This is a genomic window from Streptomyces sp. NBC_01003 (genome assembly GCF_045162695.1).
Lineage (GTDB): Bacteria > Actinomycetota > Actinomycetes > Streptomycetales > Streptomycetaceae > Streptomyces.
The window spans coordinates 4915025-4937429 of sequence record NZ_CP108707.1; the positions used below are offsets into that span (position 1 = coordinate 4915025).

The following is a 22405-nucleotide window of genomic DNA, read 5'->3' on the forward strand; positions in this document are numbered from 1 at the left end:
CTAGGGGGCGCGGCCGGGACGGGTCAGCGGCAGCCGCAGTTCGCGACCGTCGACGCGAGCCGGTCCAGGGCCGCCTGGGCCTGTCCTGGGTTCACCGTGCCGTCCGTCATGAAGGCGAAGACCAGGAGCCGCCCGTCCGCGTCGACGACCGTGCCGGCCAGCGTGTTCACCCCGGTCAGTGTGCCGGTCTTGGCCCGTACGAGGCCGATGCCCGCCGCGTCGGCCTCGTCGGTGTACCGCTTGCTCAGCGTGCCCGTGAAGCCGGCGACGGGGAGTCCGGTGAGGACGGGACGCAGCCCCGGGCGCTCGCGCTCGACGGCGCGCGCGAGAACCTGGGTGAGCAGGTCGGCGGAGACCTTGTCGGCGCGGTCGAGACCGCTGCCGTCCGCGAAGTGGCTTCCGGAGAGCGGGATTCGGAGCTTGTCCAGCTCCTTGCGGATCCCCTCGCCCCCGCCCTCGAAGCTCGCGGTCCCGTCCGTGGCGAGGGCCACCTGGCGGGCCAGGGCCTCCGCGATGTCGTTGTCACTGTGCGTCAGCATGCGCTCGACCAGGGCCGATACGGGCGGCGACGACACCTTGGCCAGCTTCTCGGCGTCGCCCGAGGCATGGCGGGGGCCCGGCTCGCCCTTCGTCCTGATGCCGCGGTCGTGCAGCAGATCCGCGAACGTCCGCGCGGCGGCCGCGGCGGGGTCGGACTCGCGGGGAGCCGGACCGCTCGACGAGTCGTCCGTGCGCGCCTCGTCGGCCATGAGGGCGCTGACCGGCGCGATGTTCTCGTTCGGCCCGATGGGGTGCAGGAGCGGCCCCGAGTAGAGCGAGGTGTCGTAGGAGAGGGTGATCTCGTCCGTGTCCCGGCCCTTGAGCTCCTTGGCGGTGGCGTCGGCGAGGGCGCGCAGGCTCGCGTTCGGTCCGGCGTCCTTGCGGGCGGTGAGCGTGGGGTCGCCGCCGCCGACGAGGACGACCTCGTGCGAGTCGGGCTCGATGACGGTCTTCGTGTCGATGCGGTGGTCGGACCCCGGCATCGACAGGGCGGCGACGGCCGTGGCGAGCTTCGTGGTCGAGGCGGGAGTCAGTGCGTCGCCGGAGCTCTTGCCGTACAGCCGCTGACCGGTGGCCGCGTCGACGACGGCCGCGGTGCGCCGCTTGCCGAGGGCCGGGTCGTTCAGGAGCGGGTCGAGCACGTCGGCGAGCGCGCCCTTCGTGGGGCCGGGGACCGAGCCGCCCGGCGCCGCGAGCACCGCACGGGCGCTCGGGGCCGCGTCCGGCTCCTCGGAGCGCCCGTCGCGGCCGTCGCGGCCGTGATCTGCGCCACCCCCGGCCTCCTGGGAGGCAGCCCGGCGCGCCTCCGCCGTACGCTGACCGCTGGAGTCCCACGGACCGGCCGAGGCCACCGCCACGGCCGAGAGCGCCAGGCCCAGGGTGGCAGCGCCCGCCGTGAGCTGCCAGGTCTTGACCTTCGTGAGCACCTTCACTGCCTGTGAAACTGCCTGCGAAGCCTTGAGCTCGGGCACCACGGACCAGCCCCTTTCGCGATCACACACCTGCGTGAGGGACACTTAATCACCAGTCGTATGTGTTGATCATGGAGGAGCCACCGGTGGAGTTCGACGTCACGATCGAGATTCCGAAGGGTTCGCGGAACAAGTACGAGGTGGACCACGAGACCGGTCGGATCCGCCTGGACCGTCGACTCTTCACCTCGACCAGTTACCCGGCCGACTACGGATTCGTCGAGAACACGCTCGGTGAGGACGGGGACCCGCTGGACGCGCTGGTCATCCTGGAGGAGCCGACCTTCCCCGGCTGCCTCATCAAGTGCCGCGCCATCGGCATGTTCCGTATGACGGACGAGGCCGGCGGCGACGACAAGCTGCTGTGCGTCCCCGCCTCGGACCCCCGCGTGGAGCACCTGCGGGACATCCACCACGTGTCCGAGTTCGACCGCCTGGAGATCCAGCACTTCTTCGAGGTCTACAAGGACCTGGAGCCCGGCAAGTCCGTCGAGGGCGCCGACTGGGTCGGCCGCACCGAGGCCGAGGCCGAGATCGAGCGGTCCTACAAGCGCTTCAAGGACGAGGGCGGTCACTGACCTCCCCCGCCACGCACGGGCCGTCCGACTCCTCCGGGGGTGGGGCGGCCCGTTCGCGTATCTGTGCTCATACTGAGGCGTACCGGGAGGTGCGCAAGCGTCATACGAAGGGCGAGTTGGTGACGGAGCGGGAGCCGGAGGCGGCCGAAGACCGCAAACCGCAGTCGGACGAGGCACGCAGCGCCTTCACCCCGCCGCAGGGAGTGGTGCCGCAGACCCCGGTGCCCGAGCAGGACGAGTCGCAGACGACGTCCGAGTTCGCGCTCCCGGACGGGTTCAGCACCCCGGCCGCCGCGCCCGCCGACACCAGCGGTTCGGCCTTCACTCCCCCGCAGACCTACAGCTCCCGGCACGCGCCCCCCGCGTTCACCCCCGCCCACGGCATCCCCATGGTCAAGCTGACCAAGGAGGCACCCTGGCAGGACCGGATGCGCACGATGCTGCGCATGCCGGTCGCCGAGCGTCCGGCGGCCGAGCCCGTGCAGAAGCACGACGACGAGGGGCCGGCCGTTCCGCGCGTCCTCGACCTGACCCTGCGTATCGGCGAGCTGCTCCTCGCGGGCGGTGAGGGCGCCGAGGACGTGGAGGCGGCGATGTTCGCCGTGTGCCGCTCCTACGGCCTCGACCGGTGCGAACCGACGGTGACGTTCACGCTGTTGTCGATCTCGTACCAGCCGTCCCTGATCGACGACCCGGTGACCTCCTCGCGCACCGTGCGCCGGCGCGGCACCGACTACACGCGCCTCGCGGCCGTGTTCCAGCTGGTGTACGACATCAGCGACGCGGAGGTCGACGTCTCCCTGGAGGAGGCCTACCGGCGCCTCGCCGAGATCCGCCGCAACCGCCACCCCTACCCGGGCTGGGTGCTCTCCGCGGCGACCGGGCTCCTCGCGGGCGGCGCCTCGATTCTCGTCGGCGGTGACCTGATCGTCTTCGTCGCGGCGGCGCTCGGCGCGATCCTCGGTGACCGGCTGGCCTGGCTGTGCGCCGGGCGCGGGCTGCCGGAGTTCTACCAGTTCACCGTCGCCGCGATGCCGCCCGCCGCCATAGGGATCCTGCTGACCCTCGCGCACAACCTCGTGGACGTACGCGCCTCCGCGGTGATCACCGGTGGGCTGTTCGCGCTGCTGCCGGGGCGGGCCCTCGTGGCGGGCGTGCAGGACGGCCTGACCGGCTACTACATCACCGCGGCCGCGCGCCTGCTCGAAGTCATGTACTTCTTCGTCGGCATCGTCGTCGGCGTCCTGGTCGTGCTCTACCTCGGCGTCCAGCTGCACGCGCAGCTGAACCCGGAGGCGGCCCTCCAGGTCATCGACCGCCCTTACTGGCAGATCGCCGCCTCGATGGCCCTGTCCCTCGCGTTCGCCATCCTGCTCCAGCAGGAACGCTCCACCGTGCTCGCGGTGACGCTGAACGGCGGTGTGGCGTGGGTCGTGTACGGGGCCATGCACGTCGTCGGCGGGATCTCGCCGGTCGCCTCGACGGCGGCGGCGGCCGGGCTCGTCGGCCTGTTCGGGCAGCTCTTCTCGCGTTACCGGTTCGCGTCCGCGCTGCCGTACGTGACGGCGGCGATCGGGCCGCTGCTGCCGGGTTCCGCGACGTACTTCGGGCTGCTGGCCATCGCGCAGAACGACGTGGACGCGGGCCTGGTGTCGCTCACGAAGGCGGCGGCTCTCGCCATGGCCATCGCGATCGGGGTGAACCTCGGGTCCGAGATCGCGCGGCTGTTCCTGCGCTCGCCCGGCGCGGAAGGGCGCCGGGCGGCGAAGCGGACCCGAGGCTTCTAGGACCCTGCAAAAGGGGTCGTGGCGCTCTAGCGCTTCGCGTGGCGACCGCGCTGCCCCGGCGCCGGCGTCTGGGGCTGGGGCGCCGCCGCCGCGGCCTTCTTCGACTTGCTGCGCGCCCGCAGGAACTCGATCGCGATGGGGACCACCGAGATCAGGACGATCAGGATCAGGATCGCCTCGATGTTCTTGTGGACGAACTCGATGTTGCCCAGCCAGGAGCCGAGGAGCGTGACGCCCGCGCCCCAGAGCACGCCGCCGATGATGTTGAACGTGATGAACGAGCGGTACTTCATGCCGCTGACGCCCGCGATGATCGGCGTGAACGTACGCACGATGGGCACGAAGCGCGCCAGGACCAGGGACTTCGGGCCGTACTTCTCGAAGAACTCGTGGGCCTTGACCACGTTCTCCTGCTTGAAGAGGCGGGAGTCCGGGCGGTTGAACAGCGAGGGGCCGACCTTCTTGCCGAAGAGGTAACCCGCCTGGTCACCGAGGATCGCGGCGACGCAGATCAGGCCGACGGCGCCCCACAGAGGGAAGTCCAGCGTGCCGGCGGTGATCAGCAGTCCGCACGTGAACAGCAGGGAGTCGCCCGGCAGGAAGAAGCCGATGAGCAGGCCGGACTCCGCGAACACGATCAGGAGCAGGCCCCAGATGCCGAACGTGTTGAGCAGGTGGTCCGGGTCCAGCCAGCTTGGTCCGAGAGCAAGCGTCGTCACGGTTCCGGACTCCTGAGGGGTGGTGAAGCAAGGGCAATGGCGGTGCAAAGTTATCAACGCCGGATGACGGCACCAGGTTCCAGCGACCCTCTCAGGATGCACTGTGCGTCAACTGTGGCAAACCTGTGTGTATGGGTATCGAAGACTACGGCGGCGGCCAGAATCCGCAGACGGATGTGCTCGTCGTCACCACGAACGACGTGCCCGGCTACCGGGTGGAGAAGGTGATCGGCGAGGTCTTCGGCCTCACGGTCCGCTCCAGGCACCTCGGCAGCCAGATCGGCGCCGGTCTCAAATCGATGATCGGCGGCGAGCTGAAGGGCCTCACCAAGACGCTGGTGGAGACCCGTAACCAGGCGATGGAGCGGCTCGTCGAGCAGGCCCGCTCCCGCGGCGCCAACGGGGTGCTGATGTTCCGCTTCGACGTCACGGAGGCGGCGGACGTGGGCACCGAGGTGTGCGCGTACGGCACGGCCGTGGTGATCGCACCCCTGTAGCGCCGGTCAGACGTTGCGGACGGCGTTGGCGATGATCGCGTCGCGCAGGTGCTCGGCGAGGCCGGGGCGCATGGACTCGTAGAACTCCTTGAAGCGTTCGTCGGCCACGTACATCTCGCCGAGACCGCAGTGAATCTCGAAGCTGCACTCGTAGAACCACTTGGTGATGTGCTGCCGGTGTTCCTCGGCCATGTCCATGGCCCGCTCGCCGGTCGCGGGCTCGCCGGCCGCCATCAGGGCGTCGTAGCGCTCGCCCCAGTCGGCGACCTCGGCCTGCATCCGCTTCCAGTCGTCCTTGGTGTAGCGGGCGGCGCGGCGCTGCGACTCGGCGTACGTGTCCGTGCCGCCCCAGCGCTCTTCCGCCTCCTGCGCGTACCGCTCCGGGTCCTTGTCCCCGAAGACCTCGAACTTCTCTTCGGGCGTGAGGTTGATGCCCATCTTCCGTGCCTCCATGGCGTGTTCCACGGCCTCGGCCATCTTCTGCAGCTTCTCGATCCGGGCGGTGAGCAGTTCGTGCTGGCGCCTCAAATGGGCGCGCGGGTCCGCCTTCGGATCGTCGAGAAGGGCCGCGACCTCGTCGAGGGGGAAGCCGAGCTCCCGGTAGAACAGGATCTGCTGCAGCCGGTCCAGGTCGGCGTCGCTGTAGCGCCGGTGGCCCGCGTGGCTGCGCCCGACCGGCGCGAGCAGACCGATCTCGTCGTAGTGGTGCAGCGTGCGCACGGTGACGCCGGCGAACCCGGCGACCTGCCCCACGGAGTAGCTCACGGCTGCCGCCCCCTCCTTGTCGTTGTCGGTACGGGTCCCAGCGTGCGGCCTCACGTCACGTGAGGTGCAAGCGGGAATCTCTCCGGGTGTTGTGCCGGTTTCGTCCGCTTATGGTGTGCCGGTGAGCACCGACGCACAGGCCGAGCCCCAGAAGACCACCCCGGCACGGACGTTGCTGCCGCTGGTCGCCCCCGCGCTCGTCGTGGGCGTCGTGTGCAGCCTGCTGTTCCTCGGCGTGAGCTGGCTCGCCGAGCAGCTTCAGCACGTGCTGTGGGAGGACCTGCCCGACGCGCTCGGCATCGGCGGCTACTCCTCGGCCTGGATGATCGTCATGCTGACCACGACCGGCATCGTCGTAGGCGTCGTCGTGTGGAAGGCGCCCGGTCACGCGGGGCCCGACCCGGCCACCGTCGGGCTCGAGAGCGGCCCGCTGCCGCCCTATGTGCTGCCCGGGCTGCTCGTCGCGACCGCGCTGATGCTGGCCGGCGGGCCCAGCCTCGGCCCGGAGAACCCGATCATCGCGGCCAACGTCGGCCTCGCGTTCTGGCTCGGCTCGAAAGCCCTGCCCGCCATGCCCGCCGTCCTGTGGGGCACCCTGGCCGAGGCGGCCACGCTCGGCGCGCTGTTCGGCACACCCGTCGCCGCCGCCCTCGTCATCTCCGAGGCCCTCGCGGGCAAGCCGATGAAGGGCTCGCTGTGGGACGCCCTGTTCGCGCCGCTCACCGCGGCGGCCATCGGCGCGCTGACCACGACCCTCGTCGGACACCCCAGCTTCGACCTCGGCCTGCCCGCCTTCCCCCGGCCGGACGCGGGCGACCTCCTCTCCGTCGTGGTGGTCGCCTCCGCGGCCGCCGTCCTCGGCATGGCGGCCGTCTACGCCTTCCCTTACACGCACGCCGCGTTCGGACGCCTCAAGCACCCCATGCTGATGCTGCCCGTCGGCGGGCTCGTGCTCGGTCTGCTCGGCGCGCTCGGCGGTCATCTCACGCTCTTCAAGGGCCTCAATGAGGTCGCCGAGCTGGCCAAGGACCCCGAGGGCTGGTCGGCCGGGCAGTTCGCCCTGATGACGGTGGTGAAGCTGGTGGCCCTGCTGATCGCCGCCTCCTGCGGCTTCCGCGGCGGCCGGATCTTCCCCGCGGTCTTCATCGGGACGGCCTTCGGCCTCCTCGCCCACGCGCTCGTGCCGGGCGTGCACCCCGCCGTCGGCGTCTCGGCGGGCGTCCTCGGCATCCTGCTCGCCATCACACGGCAGGGCTGGGTCAGCCTGTTCGTCGCGGCCATCCTCGTCGCGTCCCCGCCGATCCTCGTCCTGCTGTGCATCGCCTCGCTGCCGGCCTGGCTCCTGGTCACCGGACGCCCCCAGATGCAGCTCCACGACGACGGCACGGCCCTCCGCTGAGAGCGGCCGCCCCTGCCCGTCCGCCGATCCGTCGCCGGGCGGTACGCCCCACTCCTCCGTATCCTCGCGATGAGGCCACGACCGCGTATCGAGGGAGTCCGCGACAATGCCGCTGCACCACGGTCCCCACCCGCACGACGAGAGCCCGATGTCCGTCAACCCCTTCTACGGCGAGGCCAATCCGGTCGGCGGCATGACCGACGCCCCGCCCAAGCACCGGCTGCCCGACGACCCCATGCCACCCTCCACGGCGTACCAGCTGGTCCACGACGAGCTGATGCTCGACGGCAACGCACGGCTCAACCTCGCCACGTTCGTCACCACCTGGATGGAACCGCAGGCCGACGTCCTGATGGCCGAGTGCCGAGACAAGAACATGATCGACAAGGACGAGTACCCGCGCACCGCGGAGCTGGAGCGGCGCTGCGTGTCGATGCTCGCCCACCTGTGGAACGCGCCCGACCCGGACGGCGCCGTCGGCTGTTCGACCACCGGGTCGAGCGAGGCGTGCATGCTCGCCGGGATGGCCCTCAAGCGCCGCTGGATGAAGCGGAACGCCGACCGCTATCCGTCCAAGCAGGCCCGCCCGAACCTCGTCATGGGCATCAACGTGCAGGTCTGCTGGGAGAAGTTCTGCAACTTCTGGGAGGTCGAGGCGCGCCAGGTCCCCATGGAGGGCGACCGCTTCCACCTCGACCCGCAGGCCGCAGCCGAGCTGTGCGACGAGAACACCATCGGTGTCGTCGGCATCCTCGGCTCGACGTTCGACGGCTCGTACGAGCCGATCCAGGAGCTGTGCGCCGCCCTCGACACCCTCCAGGAGAAGACCGGCCTCGACATCCCCGTCCATGTCGACGGCGCCTCCGGGGGCATGATCGCGCCCTTCATCGACCCCGAACTGGTCTGGGACTTCCGCCTGCCGCGGGTGTCGTCCATCAACGCCTCGGGCCACAAGTACGGCCTCGTCTACCCGGGCGTCGGCTGGGCCCTGTGGCGTACGGCGGACGACCTGCCGGAGGAACTGATCTTCCGGGTCAACTACCTGGGCGGCGACATGCCGACCTTCGCCCTGAACTTCTCCCGGCCCGGCGCCCAGGTCGTCGCGCAGTACTACACGTTCCTGCGCCTGGGCCGCGAGGGCTACCGCGCCGTGCAGCAGTCGACGCGGGACGTCGCCCGGGGCATCGCCGAACTCATCGAGACCATCGGCGACTTTCAGCTCATCACGCACGGCGACCAACTGCCCGTCATCGCTTTCACGACAGCATCCGACGTGAAGGCGTACGACGTCTTCGACGTGTCGCGCCGCCTGCGCGAATTCGGCTGGCTCGTACCCGCGTACACCTTCCCCGCGCACCGCCAGGACCTGGCCGTGCTGCGGCTGGTGTGCCGCAACGGCTTCTCCGCCGACCTGGCGGCGCTCTTCCTCGCCGACCTCAGGCGACTGCTGCCCGAACTGCGCCAGCAGCGGCACCCGTTGACCCGCGACAGGGAAGCGGCGACCAGCTTCCACCACTGAGCGCAGCGGTGCTCACGGGCCCTGCTTGCTGATCCCTATTCACTGAGCGCCGCGAACTTCCGTACCGCCAGCGGGAAGAACACCGCGAGCAGCGCGAGCGGCCACAGCACCGCCGCCCACAGGTGCCCCGGCTCCCCGCCGGGCCCGCCGAACAGGTCCCGTACCGCAGTCGCCGTGTGCGACATCGGGTTCCACTCGACGACCGCGCCCAGCCAGCCGGGCATCGAGCCGGGCTCGGCGAGCGCGTTCGACAGGAATCCGACCGGCCAGACGAGGATCTGCACGGCCTGCACCAGCTCCGGCTTCCCCGCCACCATCGCCAGGTGGATGCCGATCCACAGCATCGCGAACCGGAAGAGGAGCAGCAGGCCGAGCGCGCCCAGGAACGTCCCGGCCGAGCCGTGCGGGCGCCAGCCGATCACGTAACCGACGCCGGTCATCACGAGAAGCGCGGCGGCCGACTGGAGCATGTCGGCGGCCGAACGGCCCACCAGCACCGCGCCGTTGGCCATCGGCATCGACCTGAACCGGTCGATCACGCCCTTGTTCAGATCCTGCGTCACCGCCAGCATCGTCGCCTCGAGCCCGAACGCCATGGTCAGCGCGAGCATGCCCGGCACCAGATAGTCGACGTACTCGCCCTCGACCCCCTTGCCGCCGCCGATCAGGAAGCCGAACATCAGCAGCAGCATCACCGGGAAGACCAGCCCGACCACGATCTGCGTGGGCTGCCGCGCCCAGTGCGCCAGCTCGCGCCGCGTCATGGTCCACGAATCGGCGACGGCCCAGCTCATCGGCGTACTCATGCCTTCACCTCCGGCCGGTCCGACACGTGTCCACGTTCCGCCGCGTCCTTCTGGACCGACTGTCCCGATCCCGTCAGATGCAGGAACACCTCGTCCAGGGTCGGTCTGCGCACCGCGATGTCCTCCGCCTCCACACCCGCGTCCTGGAGTGCCCGCACGACCTCCGTGAGCGCGGCCATCCGGTCGGCGACGGGCGCGCTGACCAGCCGGCGGTCCGCGTCGACCGTGGCACCGTCCGGCAACAGCCTTGCCGCCACGTCCAGTTGGGACCCGTCCCGCACGACGACGTCGATCCGGTCACCGCCGAGCCGGGCCTTGAGCTCGTCGGCGGTACCCCCGGCGACGACCCGGCCCCGGTCCACGACCGAGATGCGGTCGGCGAGCTGGTCGGCCTCCTCCAGATACTGCGTCGTCAGCAGCACCGTCGTACCGCCCCCGACGAGGGAGCGCACCGCGCCCCACACCTCGGCGCGCCCGCGCGGATCGAGGCCCGTCGTCGGCTCGTCCAGGAAGAGCACCTCCGGGTCCGTGATGAGCGAGGCGGCCAGGTCCAGGCGGCGCCGCATGCCGCCGCTGTACTGCCTGACGGCCTTGCGCCCGGTCCCGCCGAGCCCGAAGCGCTCAAGGAGTTCGCCGGCTCGCACCCGCGCGCGCCGGGCGCCGAGACGGTGGAGGCGTCCGAACATCTCCAGGTTCTGCCACCCGCCGAGCTCCTCGTCCACCGCCGCGTGCTGGCCGAGGAGCCCGATGCGGCGGCGCACCTCGCCCGCCTGCCGCCGCACGTCGTAACCCGCCACCTCGACCCGGCCCGCGTCGGCCCGCAGCAGCGTCGTCATGGTCCGGACGGCCGTCGTCTTGCCCGCGCCGTTCGGCCCGAGCAGCCCGTGCACGGTGCCGCGGGCGACCGCGAGGTCGAGCCCGTCCAGCGCCCATTTGTCCCCGTACCTCTTCCGTGCGCCCTCGACGATGATCGCGTCGGTCATCCGGCTCCTCCCACCGAGAATCTCGGTACTCAAATTTGACTATGACGCGAAAGGTATCCCCGCCTCCGGCCATTAGTCAAACTTGATTAATGGAAATGGATGACGCCACGCCTGGCAATGACTGGCGATGACTACCGAGGTCCCTCGGGGTGTGCCTCGCCCGTGGCGTAGGGGTTCTCCTGCCCCTCGGCGAGCACCCCGACGAAGGGCTCACCCTCGCCCGCGAACGTGTACGCGCCGCCCTCGATCCGGCCGATCAGGCCCCGCGTCCACTCCGCGCCCGCGTCGGCCGAGTGCACCCAGAAATTCATGATCTCGCCGATGTGCCCGAGCTGTTCGGGCCCGTCCTCGGGTGTGTAGTAATCGGTGACCGCGCGCCGCCACTCCTCGATGCCCTCCACGCGCCGCCGCAGCAGCTCCACCGCCTCCTGCCGCGGCAGATCGACGATGAAGCCGAGCGCCGCCGAGAGGATGTCCGGCTTCTGGTCGTACGTCACGAGCGCCTCACGCAGCAGCGTACGGAACTCCTCGGTGCCCTTGTCCGTGATCTCGTACTCGGTACGCGGCGGTCCGCCGGCCGTGGACGGCGCGATCTCGTGCGCGACGAGGAATCCCTGCTTCGCCATCTGCTTGAGCGCGTGATAGATCGACCCGGGCTTGGCGTTCGACCACTCGTGCGCGCCCCAGTACTCGAGGTCGTTGCGCACCTGGTACCCGTGCGCGCGGCCGTGCTGGCGTACGGCCCCGAGGACCAGGAGACGGATCGCTGACATGGGCCCCAGCGTAGGACGTCACCCCTGAGCCATGGCGACCAGCTCGTACGCCGTCTTCCCGTCGAGGGACTCGCGGATGATGTCCGCATGCCCCGCGTGCCGGGCCGCCTCCCGGATCAGATGGAGCAGCATCCACCGCATGGACGCCTCCCCCTCGTGCGGGGACCAGTCATGGCGGGGCAGCGGAAACGTGTCGTCGAGGCTCGGCACCGACCGGATGAACTCCTCGGTGGCCAGCGCCACCTTGTCCCAGTAGGCGAGCGCCGACTCGACGCTCTCGTCGCCCACGAGCCGGAAGCTGTCGGCCCAGTTCGCCTCGGTGCGCTGCGTGTCGGGCGCGACCTGCCGGGCCCGCGCCACCCAGCCCTGCTCGGTCTCGGCGACGTGCTTGATCAGCCCGGACAGCGACAGCGCGCTGGCGCTCGCGGCCGTCGCGGCCTGCTCGTCACTCAGCCCGAGCACGGCCCGGCGGATGGCGCCGCGCTGCCCGGCGAGGCAGATCAGGAGGGTGCCGCGTTCGTCGCCGCGGACCTCCGCGTTCCCGTGAGTCGCCACCGTGGGCCGCCTTCCGTCGGTTTCGCTGCCTGTACTGACGAAGGTAGAGGGGCTTGCGGTCAGCTCCCGTCCTCAAGGGCACTGCCCGGACCCCGGCCCCGGGAACGTATCGCGTAGGAGTTTCCCTACGTTTGACGCGTAGGGAAACTCCTACCTATAGTCGGGGCATGAGCAGCCGCACGCACATCACGCACGCCTCCTTCATCACACTCCCCGTCTCCGACCAGGACCGCGCGCTGCGGTTCTACGTCGACGTACTCGGCTTTGAAGTCACCGTCGACCGCGAGATGCCGCCGGGCCGCTGGCTCCAGGTCGCACCGGGCGGGGCGCAGACCGTCTTCACGCTGTCCGGCCCAGGCATGGGGGATTTCACGCCGGGTTCGGCGCGGGGGATCATGTTGGTGACGACCGACGTCGACGCCGACTGCGCGCGGCTCACCGCCGCCGGAGTCGAGGTCACCGGCCCCGACGACGTGCCGTGGGGACGCATGGCCGCCTTCAGCGACCCGGACGGCAACTCGCTGATGCTCATCACGGAGAAGGAAGGCTTCTGACGCCGATGGCGACGACGGGCGCGACCGACACCGCCGGCCAGGACCGGCTGTTCGCCGCGCTCGCCAACGGGACCCGGCGCGAGGTGCTCCGCCTCCTCAGGGACGAGGGCCCGCAGCCCGTCCAGGCCCTGGCCGACCACTTCGCGATGCGCCGCCCGAGCCTCTCGGAGCACCTCAAGGTGCTGCGCGAGGCCGGCCTCGTATCGGAGGAACGAGCGGGACGGCAGCGCATCTACCGGCTCGAGGCCACCCCCCTGGCCGAGGTGCAGGACTGGCTCCATCCGTACGAGCGGTTCTGGCGCGGCCGCCTGAAGGGGCTCGCCGAACTCCTCGACCGCATGCCCGACGATGACGGGTCATGAGCCTGACGAGCATCACGGTCGACCAGTTCTTCCCTCACCCGCCCGCGAAGGTCTGGCGCGCCCTCACCGAACCCGAGCTGATCACCCAGTGGCTGATGACGGGCAGTGAGGACTTCCGCCTGGAGGTGGGCCACCGGTACGTGATGACGACCGTGCCGCGCCCCAACACCGGCTTCTCCGGCACCGTCGACGTCGAGGTCCTCGCCTACGAGGAGGAGCGGATGCTCAGCGTCCGGTGGCAGGACCGGGATCCGGCCAATTCTGCGGACTGGACCATTACGTGGAACCTGGAGCCAGAAGGCTGTGGCACGCGTCTCTTCCTAGTGCACGACGGATTCGATCCGGACGATCCGGCACAGATGATGGCGCGGAAGATCATGGACGGGGGCTGGCGTTCGCATGTCATGCGGGCGCTGGGGCAGACGCTCGAAGAGCTGTAACCGTGGGAACACCCCCCGTGCACGTGCATCTGCCCATGCATCGGCATGTGAACGCAGCTATGATCCAGGACAGTTGACCACTACACCTGACTCACTGGCCATGAGCCTCATAGGCCACTAGGCCACAGCACGACCGGGGAGCGACCTGTGCACCACGTGTACAACGGCATGGCGGCCACGGAGCTTCACGGTGTGGTCTGGCAGAAGAGCAGGCACAGCAACTCGCAGGGCTCCTGCGTGGAGTTCGCGAAATTGCCGGGGGGCCGAGTGGCGATGCGCAACTCGAACTTCCCGGAGGGCCCGGCACTCGTCTACACGCCCGCCGAGATCGAGGCGATGCTGCTGGGCGTCAAGGACGGGGAGTTCGACCATCTGATAGCCGACGGGTGACCGGTGACGGCTGGCAACTGCCGACTGACAGGGGACGGGTGACAAGTGTCAACTGACGGATAACGACAAATGTCAGCCGTCAGATGACGGCGGTCAGTCCCAGTAACCAGTCGTCAGTTATCAGTGACCAGTGGCCAGTTGCCCGCCCGCCCTCACAGCCGGAACAGCGCCCACACCACTTTCCCGTTCAGCGTGCCGGCCAGCGGATGCCAGCCCCAGCTGTCGCTGAACGAGTCGACGAGGAACAGGCCACGGCCCGATTCGGCGTTGAAGTCGTCGTCCGCCTCGCGGGCGACGGGGCTCTCGTCGCTGGGGTCGCGCACCGCGCACACCAGGCGTGAGGTCCAGCGCATCAGGTGCAGCCGCACCGGCGGGTCCTGTGAGCGCGGGGTGTCCGAGGGCAGCCCGTGCCGCAGGGCATTGGTGACGAGTTCGGAGACGACGAGGCAGACGTCGTCGAATCTCTCCGCCACGTCCCAGCCGTCGAGCGTCCCGCGCGTGAACTTACGGGCGCTGCCCACCGCTTCGTACCGTGCGGGGAGTGCGCAGGAGGCGGAGCTGGAGACGCCTGAAGGGTCGAGTGGCGGAAGCCCCTGCCTTAACGGCTCGAGCATGGCCGGTCCATTCGTCCCCATGCGAGGCACTCCCGGGATTCGCGGTACATAGCGATTGGAGCGGTGGTGCGTGGGCCATCGTTCCGAATGCGTACAGCAGATGCAAGGGCAGATGCACGTGCACGCGCCCGGCCTGTCCCCCCACGTACCACTTGTTGCTCATTTCTTCCCACGACTTCTTGTGGAGACCTTTCGCAACCTTTCCGTTTCTGTAACCGAACGAGTACGGGCCGGAGCGTTTTAATGGCAGACTTCGGCTGCTGGAGCGATCGGGAGGGTGGAGCGACGTGAGTGCGGGAGAGTCGAGCGGCTCGGTGGTGCGACGCATCCTGCTGGGTTCGCAACTGAGGCGCCTGCGCGAATCGCGTGGCATCACCCGGGAAGCGGCCGGCTACTCGATCCGCGCATCCGAATCCAAGATCAGCCGCATGGAGTTGGGACGGGTGAGCTTCAAGGCCAGGGACGTCGAGGACCTGCTGACCCTGTACGGCGTCGCCGACGAGGCCGAGCGCGGCGCGCTCCTCTCCCTCGTCAAAGAGGCCAACGTCGCGGGCTGGTGGCACACGTACTCGGACGTCCTGCCCGGCTGGTTCCCCACCTATGTCGGCCTGGAGGGCGCCGCGTCGCTCATCCGCGCCTACGAGGTGCAGTTCGTGCACGGGCTCCTGCAGACCGAGGGGTACGCGCACGCGGTCGTCGCCCGGGGCATGAAGGACGCACCGAAGGCGGACATCGACCGGCGCGTGGCGCTGCGCCTCGAGCGGCAGAAGCTCCTCGTCTCCGAGCGCGCCCCCGAGTTCCACGTGGTGCTCGACGAGGCGGCGCTGCAACGCCCTTACGGCGGGCCGAAGGTGATGCAGGGTCAGCTCAGGCATCTGATCGACATCTCCGAGCGGCCCAACGTCACGCTCCAGGTCATGCCGTTCGGCTTCGGTGGCCACTCGGGTGAGACCGGCGCCTTCGCGATGCTCAGCTTCCCGGAGTCCGACCTCTCCGACATCGTCTACATGGAGCAGCTCACCAGCGCCCTCTACCTCGACAAGCGCGAGGACGTCACGCAGTACGCGCGGTCGATGAAGCAGCTCCAGTCGGAGTGCCCGACGCCGGAGGAGAGCGTGGACATCATCCGGGGCCTGCTGGCCAAGAACGGCTGACCGGGACCGGTTGACCGGGACTGGCCGAGAAGCACTGCTTCTGCCGCGTCCTACGATCGATGACGATCGGTCGGGCGTCCTAACCAGGCCACAACTCGACTGGTACAGACGTAAGATGACGAGCCATTAGGTGTCTGCCGGCAGCAGCAAGGGATCTCATGTCCTACTTCACCGAACTGGCCCAGCAATACATCGACGGTTCATGGCGTCCCGGCCGCGGGGCGTGGGACATCATCGACTTCAACCCGTACAACGGTGACAAGCTGGCCTCCATCACCGTGGCGTCGGCCGACGAGGTCGACGAGGCCTACCGCGCGGCCGAGCGGGCGCAGAAGAGCTGGGCCGACACCAACGCGTACACGCGCCGCCTCGTCTTCGAGCGGGCGCTGCGCCTGGTCGAGGAGCGCGAGGACGAGATATCCGACGCGATCGTCGACGAGCTCGGCGGTACGCGGCTCAAGGCCGGATTCGAGCTGCATCTCGCCAAGGAGTTCCTGCGCGAGTCGATCCAGCTGGCGCTGCGCCCCCAGGGGCGGGTCATCCCGTCGCCCGTCGACGGCAAGGAGAACCGGCTCTACCGCGTTCCTGTCGGGGTCGTTGGCGTCATCAGCCCCTTCAACTTCCCGTTCCTGCTGTCGCTGAAGTCGGTCGCGCCCGCGCTGGCCCTCGGCAACGGCGTGGTGCTCAAGCCGCACCAGAACACCCCGATCTGCGGTGGCTCCCTGGTCGCGAAGATCTTCGAGGACGCGGGCCTGCCGGCCGGTCTGCTCAACGTCGTCATCACCGACATCGCCGAGATAGGCGACGCGCTCCTCACTCACCCCGTGCCGAAGGTCATCTCCTTCACCGGCTCCGACGCGGTGGGCCAGCACGTCGCGACGGTGTGCGCCTCCCAGTTCAAGCACGCCGTCCTGGAGCTGGGCGGCAACAGCGCACTGACCGTGCTCGACGACGCGGACATCGACTACGCGGTCGACGCGGCGGTCTTCAGCCGGTACGTGCACCAGGGCCAGGTCTGCATGGCCGCCAACCGGATCCTGGTCGACCGCAAGGTGGAGATGGAGTTCACCGAGAAGTTCGTCGCCAAGGTCAGGTCCCTCAAGGTGGGCGACCCGCGCGACCCGTCGACCATCATCGGTCCGGTCATCAACTCCACACAGGCGGAGGCCGTTTCGGGCGTCGTCGACCAGGCGCTCGCGGAGGGCGCGACCGCACTGCTGCACGGCAAGGCCGTCGGCAATCTGGTCGAGCCGAGCGTCCTGACGGGCCTGCCGGCCGACTCCCCGGTGCTGCGGCAGGAGATCTTCGGGCCGGTCGCGCTCCTCATCCCGTTCGACGGGGACGAGGAGGCGGTGGCGGTCGCGAACGACACCCCGTACGGGCTGAGCGGGGCCGTGCACACGCGGGACGTGGAGCGGGGCGTCGCGTTCGCGCGGCGCATCGACACCGGAATGATCCACGTCAACGACGGGACGGTGCACGACGAGCCGCTCGTCGCGTTCGGCGGCGAGAAGCGGTCCGGGCTCGGCCGGCTGAACGGCGAGGCGACGGTCGAGGCGTTCACCACCCAGAAGTGGATCTCCGTGCAGCACGGCCGGAGCCAGTTCCCCTTCTGAGCCTCAGCCGGGGTCAGCGGGTTCCGTATGGCAGCAACGCCATCTCGCGCGCGCTCTCGATCGCCGCGGTGATCCGGCGCTGCTGCTGCGCCGAGACGCGGGTGACGCGACGGCTGCGGATCCTGCCGCGGTCGGAGATGAACTTCCGCAGCAGATCCGTGTCCTTGTAGTCGATGTACGTGACCCTGGCCTGTTCATTGAGGTCTCCCCTGGTCGAGCGAAGCCGAGACCTTGGGGAAGGGCCGGGGCGGGACCTGGCCGGCTTGCGGTCAGGCCTGCCGTCCGTCCTGCGGTCGGGGTTGCGCGGGGACATTCAGACCTCCAGGAGGGTGTCGAAGGCGCGGGGCAGGTCCTTCCAGGACTCGCGGCCCGCGCCGTACTCGGCGTCGGTGAGCAGGCAGGACTCGAGGATCTCGGCGAGGCCGTCGCGGTCGAGTCCGGGTGACGTGAAGACGAGGTGCTGGCAGCAGTCGCCGTGCCGCGGGTGCCAGTCCAGGGCGGCGGCCGCGCGGCGGACCGGCGGGACCATGTCCCAGGCGGCGTCCGGCAGGGACACCAGCCAGGGCCCCGCGCTCTCGACGCACAGCGCGCCGCCCGCCGCGTCCCAGTGCAGGAGCGTGTCGGGGCGGTCGGCGAGCCAGAACCGGCCGCGGCTGCGGGCCGCCGCGCAGGTCAGATCCTCCAGGGCCGCGTAGAGCCGCTCCGGGTGGAACGGCCGGTCGCGATGCCAGACGAGCGTGGAGACACCCGCCTCGTCCGCGTCCGCGGGCAGCAGCGCGCACGCCGGATGCTGGGCCGCCGCTGCCGCCTCCACGTCGAATCCGCCGAGCGCGGCGCCCGCCAAGTCGCCGTGGCCGATCGGGACTTGGCGGGCTGTCGGGTGGAGCTGGGCGAGCAGGGCCCGGTCCGCGTCGTCGGCCTCGGGAGAATCCACGAGGGCGAGCACGGGAGCGTATTCGAGCTGTCTGGCCCAGGTGTCGGCGATGGTGCGCCGGTCGGTGGCGGCCGCCGTGAGTCCGGCGTCCATGAGGTCGTCGCCGTTCCCGAGGTACGGCAGCAGGAGCGCGGGGTCCACGCCGGTGATGACGCCGGTGACGGGGAGCTCGGGTCCGCCGTGCGCGGCGACGACCTCGGCCATCGCCTTGGGCTCGACGGAGTCCCACAGTTCGACGACCGCGACGGGGGTCTCCCCGGCTCGAGCGGAGCCGAGAGCCTGGATGGGGGTGAGCCCGGCGTCCGCGAGCCGCTGCAGTTCGGGGACCAGGTCCTCGCGCAGGGCGCAGCACGCGCAGTCGTTGACGAGGGGCGCCTCGCCGGTGTCGAGGACCCCGGTGGCATCGCGCAGGGTCCGTACGACTGTGCCCTGCACGGCAGTTGAGAGGTCGTGATGGAGCGCGACGCTGCCCGGGATCGTGGCGAGCAGTTCCTCGACGGCGGCCCGGCGCGCTTCCGCGTGCAGGCCGCCGACGATCACTACGGGCAGCCGGGTCACCGGCCGCTCCTCTTCCCGAAGCGCCGCTCGAAGCGCTCCACGCGGCCGGCGGTGTCGAGGACGCGCGCGTTGCCCGTGTAGAAGGGGTGGCTCACGTTCGAGATCTCGACGTCGATGACGGGGTAGGTCCGGCCGTCCTCCCACTCGACGGTCTTGTCGCTGGTGGCGGTGGACCGGGTGAGGAAGGCGTGGTTCGCGGCGCGGTCACGGAAGACGACCGGGCCGTAGTCGGGGTGGATGTCCTTGCGCACGGGGTCAGCGCTCCTCTCGGAAGTCGACGTGACGGCCTGCGACCGGGTCGTACTTGCGCAGGGTCACGCGGTCGGGGTCGTTACGGCGGTTCTTGCGGGTCACGTAGGTGTAGCCCGTACCCGCGGTGGACCTGAGCTTGATCACTGGGCGGAGTTCGTTGCGTGCCATGTGGCTAGTATATGAAAATGAATCCCGTTTCCAAAATGATCCGGGTCACAGGGCCAGAGGGCCGCGCGGCCTTCGGGTCACAGCTCCGGGTCGCCGGGCCACAGCCAACAAGAGAGGTACGTCGCCTTGTCCGCGCACTGCATGCTGACCGGGGCCGCCCCCGGCTTCGGCAACCGCATCTCCCACTCCCACCGGCGCACGCCACGCCGCTTCGACCCGAACGTCCAGCGCAAGCGCTACTGGCTGCCGAGCGAGGGCAGACACGTACAGCTGCGGCTGAGCGCCAGGGCGATCAAGACCGTCGACGCGATCGGCGTCGAGGCCGCCGTCGCCAGGATTCGTGCCCGTGGAGTGAGGGTCTGATGGCCAAGAAGAGCAAGATCGCGAAGCACGAGAAGCGCCGGAGGGTCGTCGCCCGTTACGCCGCGCGTCGGGCCGAGCTCAACGAGATCGTGCGCCGACTGTCGTCCACCGACGCGGAACGGGTGGCTGCACAGAGGGAGTTGGCACGTCAGCCGCGGGACGCGAGCGCCACGCGCGTACGCAACCGCGACAGCGTCGACGGCCGGCCGCGCGGATATCTGCGCGCCTTCGGCCTCTCCAGGGTGAACCTGCGCGAGCAGGCGCATGCGGGCTTCCTGCCCGGGGTGCGGAAGTCTTCCTGGTGACGTGAGGGGCGGCTGGTAGCTTGCTGCGGGCCGGGCCACGTACCGGCAGTCACATCCGCAACGTAGGGGGATCTTGTGCTGAAGCGCGTACGGATCGGTGCCGCCGCGGCGGGAGTTGCCGCGGCGCTGGTGATCACCGGATGCAGCAGCGACAGCGGCGACGGTGGCGACGGCGGCAAGTCCAAGGAGACTCCGCAGGCCTCGGCCACGGCGTCCACGGGCGGCGACACCGGCGGTTCCGGTTCCGGTGGGAAGTCCGGGAGTCTTCAGGGCAGTTGGGTCACCACGTCCCAGGGCAAGAGCGTCGCCCTGCTCATCAGCGGCAAGAAGGTGGCCCTGGTCGGCGAGCACGTGTGCAGCGGGACCGCCGGCGACGAGATGGGCATGCAGATGCTCACCCTGAAGTGCGCCGACGGGAACACCGACCGGAACATGGGGCAGGTCAAGTCCGTCGACGCCACGACCCTGAAGGTGTCGTGGGAAGGCTTCGGGGACGACACGTTCCGCAAGACGGACAACGGGAAGCTGCCGTCGGGGTTCCCGACGATGGGGCTGCCGACGTCCTGACGCGGGCGGGTTCCCTCTCTCCCTCGCGGCTGCCTCTTAAGCCGCTCTCCCGTTATCGGGCCGCTCGATCCTCCGGACCGGGCGGCCCTTCGGGTTTCCGGTCCTCGGGTTTCTTATCCTCGGGTTTCCGGTCCTCGGGCGATGCGTCGGGTTTCAGGGTGATCGGGGGTACATCGGTGTCGAGTGCGTCGGAGAGTTCCTCCAGGGCCTCGAGGAGCAGGCCCGCGCCCCTGCGGACGACCCGGTCCGGTACGTCCTCGCCGTCCCAGTCCGCGAAAGCGTCCCGTACCGCCTGCCACTGCGGCACCCGGCGCTCGCGCACCGCACGCGCGCCGTCCTCCGTGGCGGTGAGCAGCGCCTTCGCGAGGCGGGCGGCCGCCGGGACCGGGGTCGCGTCACGTTCGGGGAGGTGCGCCTCCATCAGCATCTCGACCCGGCCGATGTGCCGCAGGGCGTGTTCGGCGTCGTCGGCCGCCGCGCGGGAGAGGCCGCGGTGGCGCACCGGTTCGGTCCGCGCCCTGGACGCGGCCTCCTGCCAGGCGAGTTCGGCCGTGCGGGCGGCGAGCAGGGCCTCGCGCACATCGGGCAGGCTCCCGCCGCCGGGCTCCGCGTAGCGGCCGATCACGGCGGCGCCGTACCGGCCGAGGGCGAGCAGCCAGTCCGCGAGGCGCGTGCGCAGGCGGGGCGTCTCCCAGGCCGGGTACACCGCGTACGCCAGCATCGCGAGGAGGCCGCCGACGAGCGTGAGGACGACCCGCTCGGGGACCGTCTGGTCCCACGCCTCGCCGCCCATGCCGAGCAGGAACACGACGTACGCGGCGATGCAGACCTGCGCGGCGAGCTGGCCCGTGCGCATCACGAGGTACATCAGGCCCGCGCAGATGACGGCGAGCGTCGCGGAGAGGGCGGTGTCCGGGTGGGCGACCTGGACGAGCCCGGTGGCGAGGGCGACTCCGACGAGCGTGCCGCCGAAACGGGCCACCGCGCGCGAGTACGTCTGTGAGAAGTCGGGGCGCATGACCATGACGGCGGCCATCGGCGCCCAGTAACCGTGGCCGAAGGGGAGGGCGGTGCCGATGAGGTAGCCGACCGCGGCGACGGCCGACACCCGGATGGCGTGCCGGAGAATCGGCGACCCGCGATACAGCTCCTTGCGCATCGCTCCGGCCGCGATGGGGAGCAGCCGGACGAGGGTGGGGCGGGTGAGCTGGGCGTTCTCGTTGCGGGGCTCGGGATGCTGGGTGTCCGTCCGGGCGCCGGCGGTCTCCAGTACGTCCCCCAGGAGCGAGCCGAGGCGCGCCGCCGCCCGCTTCGCCGGGCCGGAGAGGATCGCCCCCGTGTCGGGGGTCTTGAACGTGGCGACCGCCGCCGGGGGCACCTTGACCGGGGCCCCGTGGCGGATCGCCCGCGCCGCCGCGTCCAGCATCGAGCCCGCCGCGCCCAGGAGTTCCCGCACGCGCTCGCGTTCGGGCCCTTCGTCCGGGACGCCGACGGCCGGGTCCGCGAGGGAGGCGAGGACCGGGCGGATGCGTTCGGCGATGCCGCGGGCGCCGCGCAGCTGGGCCGGGCGGGTGCGAACCTGGCGCGGGGTGAGCGCGGCGGCGCTGCGCGCCAGCATCAGCGGTTCCCCGTCGAACGGGGCGACCGGGTCGTGGCGCAGCCGGCGCGCATAGTCGGCCTCCGCGGCGAGCGCGTCGGCCAGGGCGTCGCGGTGCGCGCCCCATCTGCGTACCGGGAAGAGGATCACGAGGGCGGCCTGAACGAGACCGCCGAAGACCATCATCGCGGCATGCCCGGCGGCGGCCGCGACCGAGGTCGGCAGGGTGATCGTGACCAGCATCATCGCGACGTTCGACGACGCGATGATGCCGATCGTCGGGCCCGCCGCCCAGGCGAGGCCCGCCAGGAACGTCCACAGGACGAGGAGCGCGAGGAAGAGGACGAGGTGGCCGCCGGTGAGGTAGCCGAGGAACGTCGAGACGCCGAGGCTCGCGCCGGAGGCGACGGCCAGCTCGGGGCGGGGGCGCCAGCTGCGCTGGAACGTGGCGATCGCCGCCTGGAACGCGCCGAACGCGGAGCTCGCCGCGACCGCCGGGCCGAAGAACGTGAGGCTGATCGTGATCACGATGGCCAGACCGGCGGCGCCGCGCAGCGCGATCAGGGGTTCCAGGCGTTTCCGCTCGACACTCAGGCCCGAGCGGGTGGTGTCCTTCAGCGCCCGGAACCAGCTCACTCC

26 protein-coding genes and 1 pseudogene are annotated in these 22405 nt (G+C 70.3%); 14 read left to right on the plus strand and 13 right to left on the minus strand.

Annotated features, from left to right (window positions below):
• Positions 1–23 precede the first annotated feature (23 nt).
• Positions 24–1511 (minus strand): D-alanyl-D-alanine carboxypeptidase/D-alanyl-D-alanine-endopeptidase, encoded by a 1488-nt coding sequence (dacB, locus tag OG698_RS22495; RefSeq protein ID WP_399969410.1) that lies wholly within the window; start codon positions 1509–1511, stop codon positions 24–26.
• An 86-nt stretch (positions 1512–1597) separates the two neighbouring features.
• Here dacB and OG698_RS22500 point away from each other — a divergent pair, with 86 nt between their 5' ends.
• Both OG698_RS22500 and OG698_RS22505 read left to right on the plus strand, forming a co-directional pair.
• Complete coding sequence (locus OG698_RS22500; RefSeq protein ID WP_100597700.1) at positions 1598–2089, plus strand: inorganic diphosphatase; 492 nt, start codon at positions 1598–1600, stop codon at positions 2087–2089.
• Between the two features lie 89 nt (positions 2090–2178).
• Entirely contained in the window at positions 2179–3876 is a 1698-nt protein-coding gene (locus tag OG698_RS22505) for a threonine/serine exporter family protein (protein WP_406104980.1), read from the plus strand.
• 59 nt (positions 3877–3935) lie between these two features.
• On the opposite strand, the pseudogene OG698_RS22510 reads toward OG698_RS22505, so the two are convergent.
• Positions 3936–4595: pseudogene (locus OG698_RS22510) on the minus strand (DedA family protein); the annotation flags it as partial.
• Positions 4596–4726: 131 nt separating this feature from the next.
• On the opposite strand from OG698_RS22510, the gene OG698_RS22515 reads away from it, so the two are divergent.
• Positions 4727–5092, plus strand: a complete 366-nt coding sequence (locus tag OG698_RS22515; protein WP_266672924.1) for a YbjQ family protein — start codon at positions 4727–4729, stop codon at positions 5090–5092.
• 6 nt (positions 5093–5098) lie between these two features.
• Here the strand turns inward: OG698_RS22515 and OG698_RS22520 are convergent, their stop codons facing one another.
• On the minus strand, positions 5099–5857 hold the full coding sequence (locus tag OG698_RS22520; protein ID WP_406104981.1) for a MerR family transcriptional regulator: 759 nt from the start codon (positions 5855–5857) through the stop codon (positions 5099–5101).
• A 121-nt stretch (positions 5858–5978) separates the two neighbouring features.
• On the opposite strand from OG698_RS22520, the gene OG698_RS22525 reads away from it, so the two are divergent.
• Positions 5979–7256, plus strand: coding sequence for an ion channel protein (locus OG698_RS22525; RefSeq protein WP_406104983.1), 1278 nt, complete (start codon positions 5979–5981; stop codon positions 7254–7256).
• 106 nt (positions 7257–7362) lie between these two features.
• Positions 7363–8775 carry a glutamate decarboxylase gene (locus tag OG698_RS22530; protein WP_406104985.1) on the plus strand — a complete coding sequence of 471 codons (1413 nt, stop codon included), beginning with the start codon at positions 7363–7365 and terminating at the stop codon, positions 8773–8775.
• A 35-nt stretch (positions 8776–8810) separates the two neighbouring features.
• Here the strand turns inward: OG698_RS22530 and OG698_RS22535 are convergent, their stop codons facing one another.
• The 4 genes from OG698_RS22535 to OG698_RS22550 form a co-directional block, all read right to left on the minus strand.
• On the minus strand, positions 8811–9581 hold the full coding sequence (locus OG698_RS22535; RefSeq protein WP_406104987.1) for an ABC transporter permease: 771 nt from the start codon (positions 9579–9581) through the stop codon (positions 8811–8813).
• Complete coding sequence (locus tag OG698_RS22540; RefSeq protein WP_406104989.1) at positions 9578–10564, minus strand: ATP-binding cassette domain-containing protein; 987 nt, start codon at positions 10562–10564, stop codon at positions 9578–9580. The genes OG698_RS22535 and OG698_RS22540 overlap by 4 nt, the downstream gene beginning before the upstream one ends.
• A 131-nt stretch (positions 10565–10695) precedes the next feature.
• The gene (locus OG698_RS22545) at positions 10696–11337 is read right to left on the minus strand and encodes a PadR family transcriptional regulator (RefSeq protein WP_406104991.1); all 642 of its coding nucleotides are present in this window, start codon (positions 11335–11337) and stop codon (positions 10696–10698) included.
• A gap of 18 nt (positions 11338–11355) precedes the next feature.
• The gene (locus OG698_RS22550) at positions 11356–11892 is read right to left on the minus strand and encodes a DinB family protein (protein WP_406104993.1); all 537 of its coding nucleotides are present in this window, start codon (positions 11890–11892) and stop codon (positions 11356–11358) included.
• A 167-nt stretch (positions 11893–12059) separates the two neighbouring features.
• On the opposite strand from OG698_RS22550, the gene OG698_RS22555 reads away from it, so the two are divergent.
• From OG698_RS22555 to OG698_RS22570, 4 genes are all read left to right on the plus strand, one after another.
• A complete protein-coding gene (locus tag OG698_RS22555) occupies positions 12060–12446 on the plus strand; it encodes a glyoxalase superfamily protein (protein WP_406104994.1) in 387 nt (128 codons plus the stop codon).
• Between the two features lie 5 nt (positions 12447–12451).
• Positions 12452–12808: an ArsR/SmtB family transcription factor gene (locus OG698_RS22560; protein WP_406104996.1), complete on the plus strand. Its 357-nt coding sequence runs from the start codon at positions 12452–12454 to the stop codon at positions 12806–12808.
• On the plus strand, positions 12805–13248 hold the full coding sequence (locus tag OG698_RS22565; RefSeq protein ID WP_406104998.1) for an SRPBCC domain-containing protein: 444 nt from the start codon (positions 12805–12807) through the stop codon (positions 13246–13248). The genes OG698_RS22560 and OG698_RS22565 overlap by 4 nt, the downstream gene beginning before the upstream one ends.
• 147 nt (positions 13249–13395) lie before the next feature.
• Positions 13396–13638 carry a DUF397 domain-containing protein gene (locus OG698_RS22570; RefSeq protein WP_100597687.1) on the plus strand — a complete coding sequence of 81 codons (243 nt, stop codon included), beginning with the start codon at positions 13396–13398 and terminating at the stop codon, positions 13636–13638.
• Between the two features lie 152 nt (positions 13639–13790).
• Here OG698_RS22570 and OG698_RS22575 read toward each other — a convergent pair whose 3' ends face one another.
• On the minus strand, positions 13791–14273 hold the full coding sequence (locus tag OG698_RS22575; RefSeq protein ID WP_399968682.1) for an ATP-binding protein: 483 nt from the start codon (positions 14271–14273) through the stop codon (positions 13791–13793).
• A gap of 266 nt (positions 14274–14539) precedes the next feature.
• On the opposite strand from OG698_RS22575, the gene OG698_RS22580 reads away from it, so the two are divergent.
• Together OG698_RS22580 and OG698_RS22585 are read left to right on the plus strand one after the other, a co-directional pair.
• Complete coding sequence (locus OG698_RS22580) at positions 14540–15406, plus strand: helix-turn-helix domain-containing protein (protein ID WP_406105000.1); 867 nt, start codon at positions 14540–14542, stop codon at positions 15404–15406.
• A 158-nt stretch (positions 15407–15564) separates the two neighbouring features.
• Positions 15565–17022 (plus strand): aldehyde dehydrogenase family protein, encoded by a 1458-nt coding sequence (locus OG698_RS22585; protein ID WP_406105002.1) that lies wholly within the window; start codon positions 15565–15567, stop codon positions 17020–17022.
• Positions 17023–17035: 13 nt separating this feature from the next.
• Here the strand turns inward: OG698_RS22585 and rpsR are convergent, their stop codons facing one another.
• The 4 genes from rpsR to rpmG are packed head-to-tail and all read right to left on the minus strand — an operon-like array spanning position 17036 to position 18934.
• Positions 17036–17335 carry a 30S ribosomal protein S18 gene (gene rpsR / locus OG698_RS22590; protein WP_406105004.1) on the minus strand — a complete coding sequence of 100 codons (300 nt, stop codon included), beginning with the start codon at positions 17333–17335 and terminating at the stop codon, positions 17036–17038.
• Positions 17336–18514, minus strand: coding sequence for a CobW family GTP-binding protein (locus OG698_RS22595; protein ID WP_406105005.1), 1179 nt, complete (start codon positions 18512–18514; stop codon positions 17336–17338).
• A complete protein-coding gene (locus OG698_RS22600) occupies positions 18511–18765 on the minus strand; it encodes a type B 50S ribosomal protein L31 (RefSeq protein WP_406105006.1) in 255 nt (84 codons plus the stop codon). The genes OG698_RS22595 and OG698_RS22600 overlap by 4 nt, the downstream gene beginning before the upstream one ends.
• Before the next feature lie 4 nt (positions 18766–18769).
• Positions 18770–18934, minus strand: a complete 165-nt coding sequence (gene rpmG, locus OG698_RS22605; RefSeq protein ID WP_324770702.1) for a 50S ribosomal protein L33 — start codon at positions 18932–18934, stop codon at positions 18770–18772.
• Between the two features lie 126 nt (positions 18935–19060).
• Here rpmG and rpmB point away from each other — a divergent pair, with 126 nt between their 5' ends.
• From rpmB to OG698_RS22620, 3 genes are all read left to right on the plus strand, one after another.
• Positions 19061–19297 (plus strand): 50S ribosomal protein L28, encoded by a 237-nt coding sequence (gene rpmB, locus OG698_RS22610; RefSeq protein WP_406105009.1) that lies wholly within the window; start codon positions 19061–19063, stop codon positions 19295–19297.
• On the plus strand, positions 19297–19602 hold the full coding sequence (gene rpsN / locus OG698_RS22615) for a 30S ribosomal protein S14 (protein ID WP_406105010.1): 306 nt from the start codon (positions 19297–19299) through the stop codon (positions 19600–19602). The genes rpmB and rpsN overlap by 1 nt, the downstream gene beginning before the upstream one ends.
• A 75-nt stretch (positions 19603–19677) precedes the next feature.
• Positions 19678–20169 (plus strand): hypothetical protein, encoded by a 492-nt coding sequence (locus tag OG698_RS22620; RefSeq protein WP_406105011.1) that lies wholly within the window; start codon positions 19678–19680, stop codon positions 20167–20169.
• A gap of 52 nt (positions 20170–20221) precedes the next feature.
• Here OG698_RS22620 and OG698_RS22625 read toward each other — a convergent pair whose 3' ends face one another.
• Positions 20222–22402 carry an FUSC family protein gene (locus OG698_RS22625; RefSeq protein ID WP_406105012.1) on the minus strand — a complete coding sequence of 727 codons (2181 nt, stop codon included), beginning with the start codon at positions 22400–22402 and terminating at the stop codon, positions 20222–20224.
• Between the last annotated feature and the right edge of the window lie 3 nt (positions 22403–22405).

Bases quoted from the DNA above. Each gene is read 5' to 3' on its own strand.
- OG698_RS22545 (WP_406104991.1), bottom strand. From the start codon at position 11,337: ATGTCAGCGATCCGTCTCCTGGTCCTCGGGGCCGTACGCCAGCACGGC.
- OG698_RS22535 (WP_406104987.1), bottom strand. From the start codon at position 9,581: ATGAGTACGCCGATGAGCTGGGCCGTCGCCGATTCGTGGACCATGACG.
- OG698_RS22540 (WP_406104989.1), bottom strand. From the start codon at position 10,564: ATGACCGACGCGATCATCGTCGAGGGCGCACGGAAGAGGTACGGGGAC.
- OG698_RS22575 (WP_399968682.1), bottom strand. From the start codon at position 14,273: ATGGGGACGAATGGACCGGCCATGCTCGAGCCGTTAAGGCAGGGGCTT.
- OG698_RS22565 (WP_406104998.1), top strand. From the start codon at position 12,805: ATGAGCCTGACGAGCATCACGGTCGACCAGTTCTTCCCTCACCCGCCC.
- OG698_RS22515 (WP_266672924.1), top strand. From the start codon at position 4,727: ATGGGTATCGAAGACTACGGCGGCGGCCAGAATCCGCAGACGGATGTG.
- rpsN (WP_406105010.1), top strand. From the start codon at position 19,297: ATGGCCAAGAAGAGCAAGATCGCGAAGCACGAGAAGCGCCGGAGGGTC.
- rpsR (WP_406105004.1), bottom strand. From the start codon at position 17,335: ATGTCCCCGCGCAACCCCGACCGCAGGACGGACGGCAGGCCTGACCGC.
- rpmG (WP_324770702.1), bottom strand. From the start codon at position 18,934: ATGGCACGCAACGAACTCCGCCCAGTGATCAAGCTCAGGTCCACCGCG.
- OG698_RS22555 (WP_406104994.1), top strand. From the start codon at position 12,060: ATGAGCAGCCGCACGCACATCACGCACGCCTCCTTCATCACACTCCCC.
- OG698_RS22585 (WP_406105002.1), top strand. From the start codon at position 15,565: ATGTCCTACTTCACCGAACTGGCCCAGCAATACATCGACGGTTCATGG.
- OG698_RS22560 (WP_406104996.1), top strand. From the start codon at position 12,452: ATGGCGACGACGGGCGCGACCGACACCGCCGGCCAGGACCGGCTGTTC.
- OG698_RS22530 (WP_406104985.1), top strand. From the start codon at position 7,363: ATGCCGCTGCACCACGGTCCCCACCCGCACGACGAGAGCCCGATGTCC.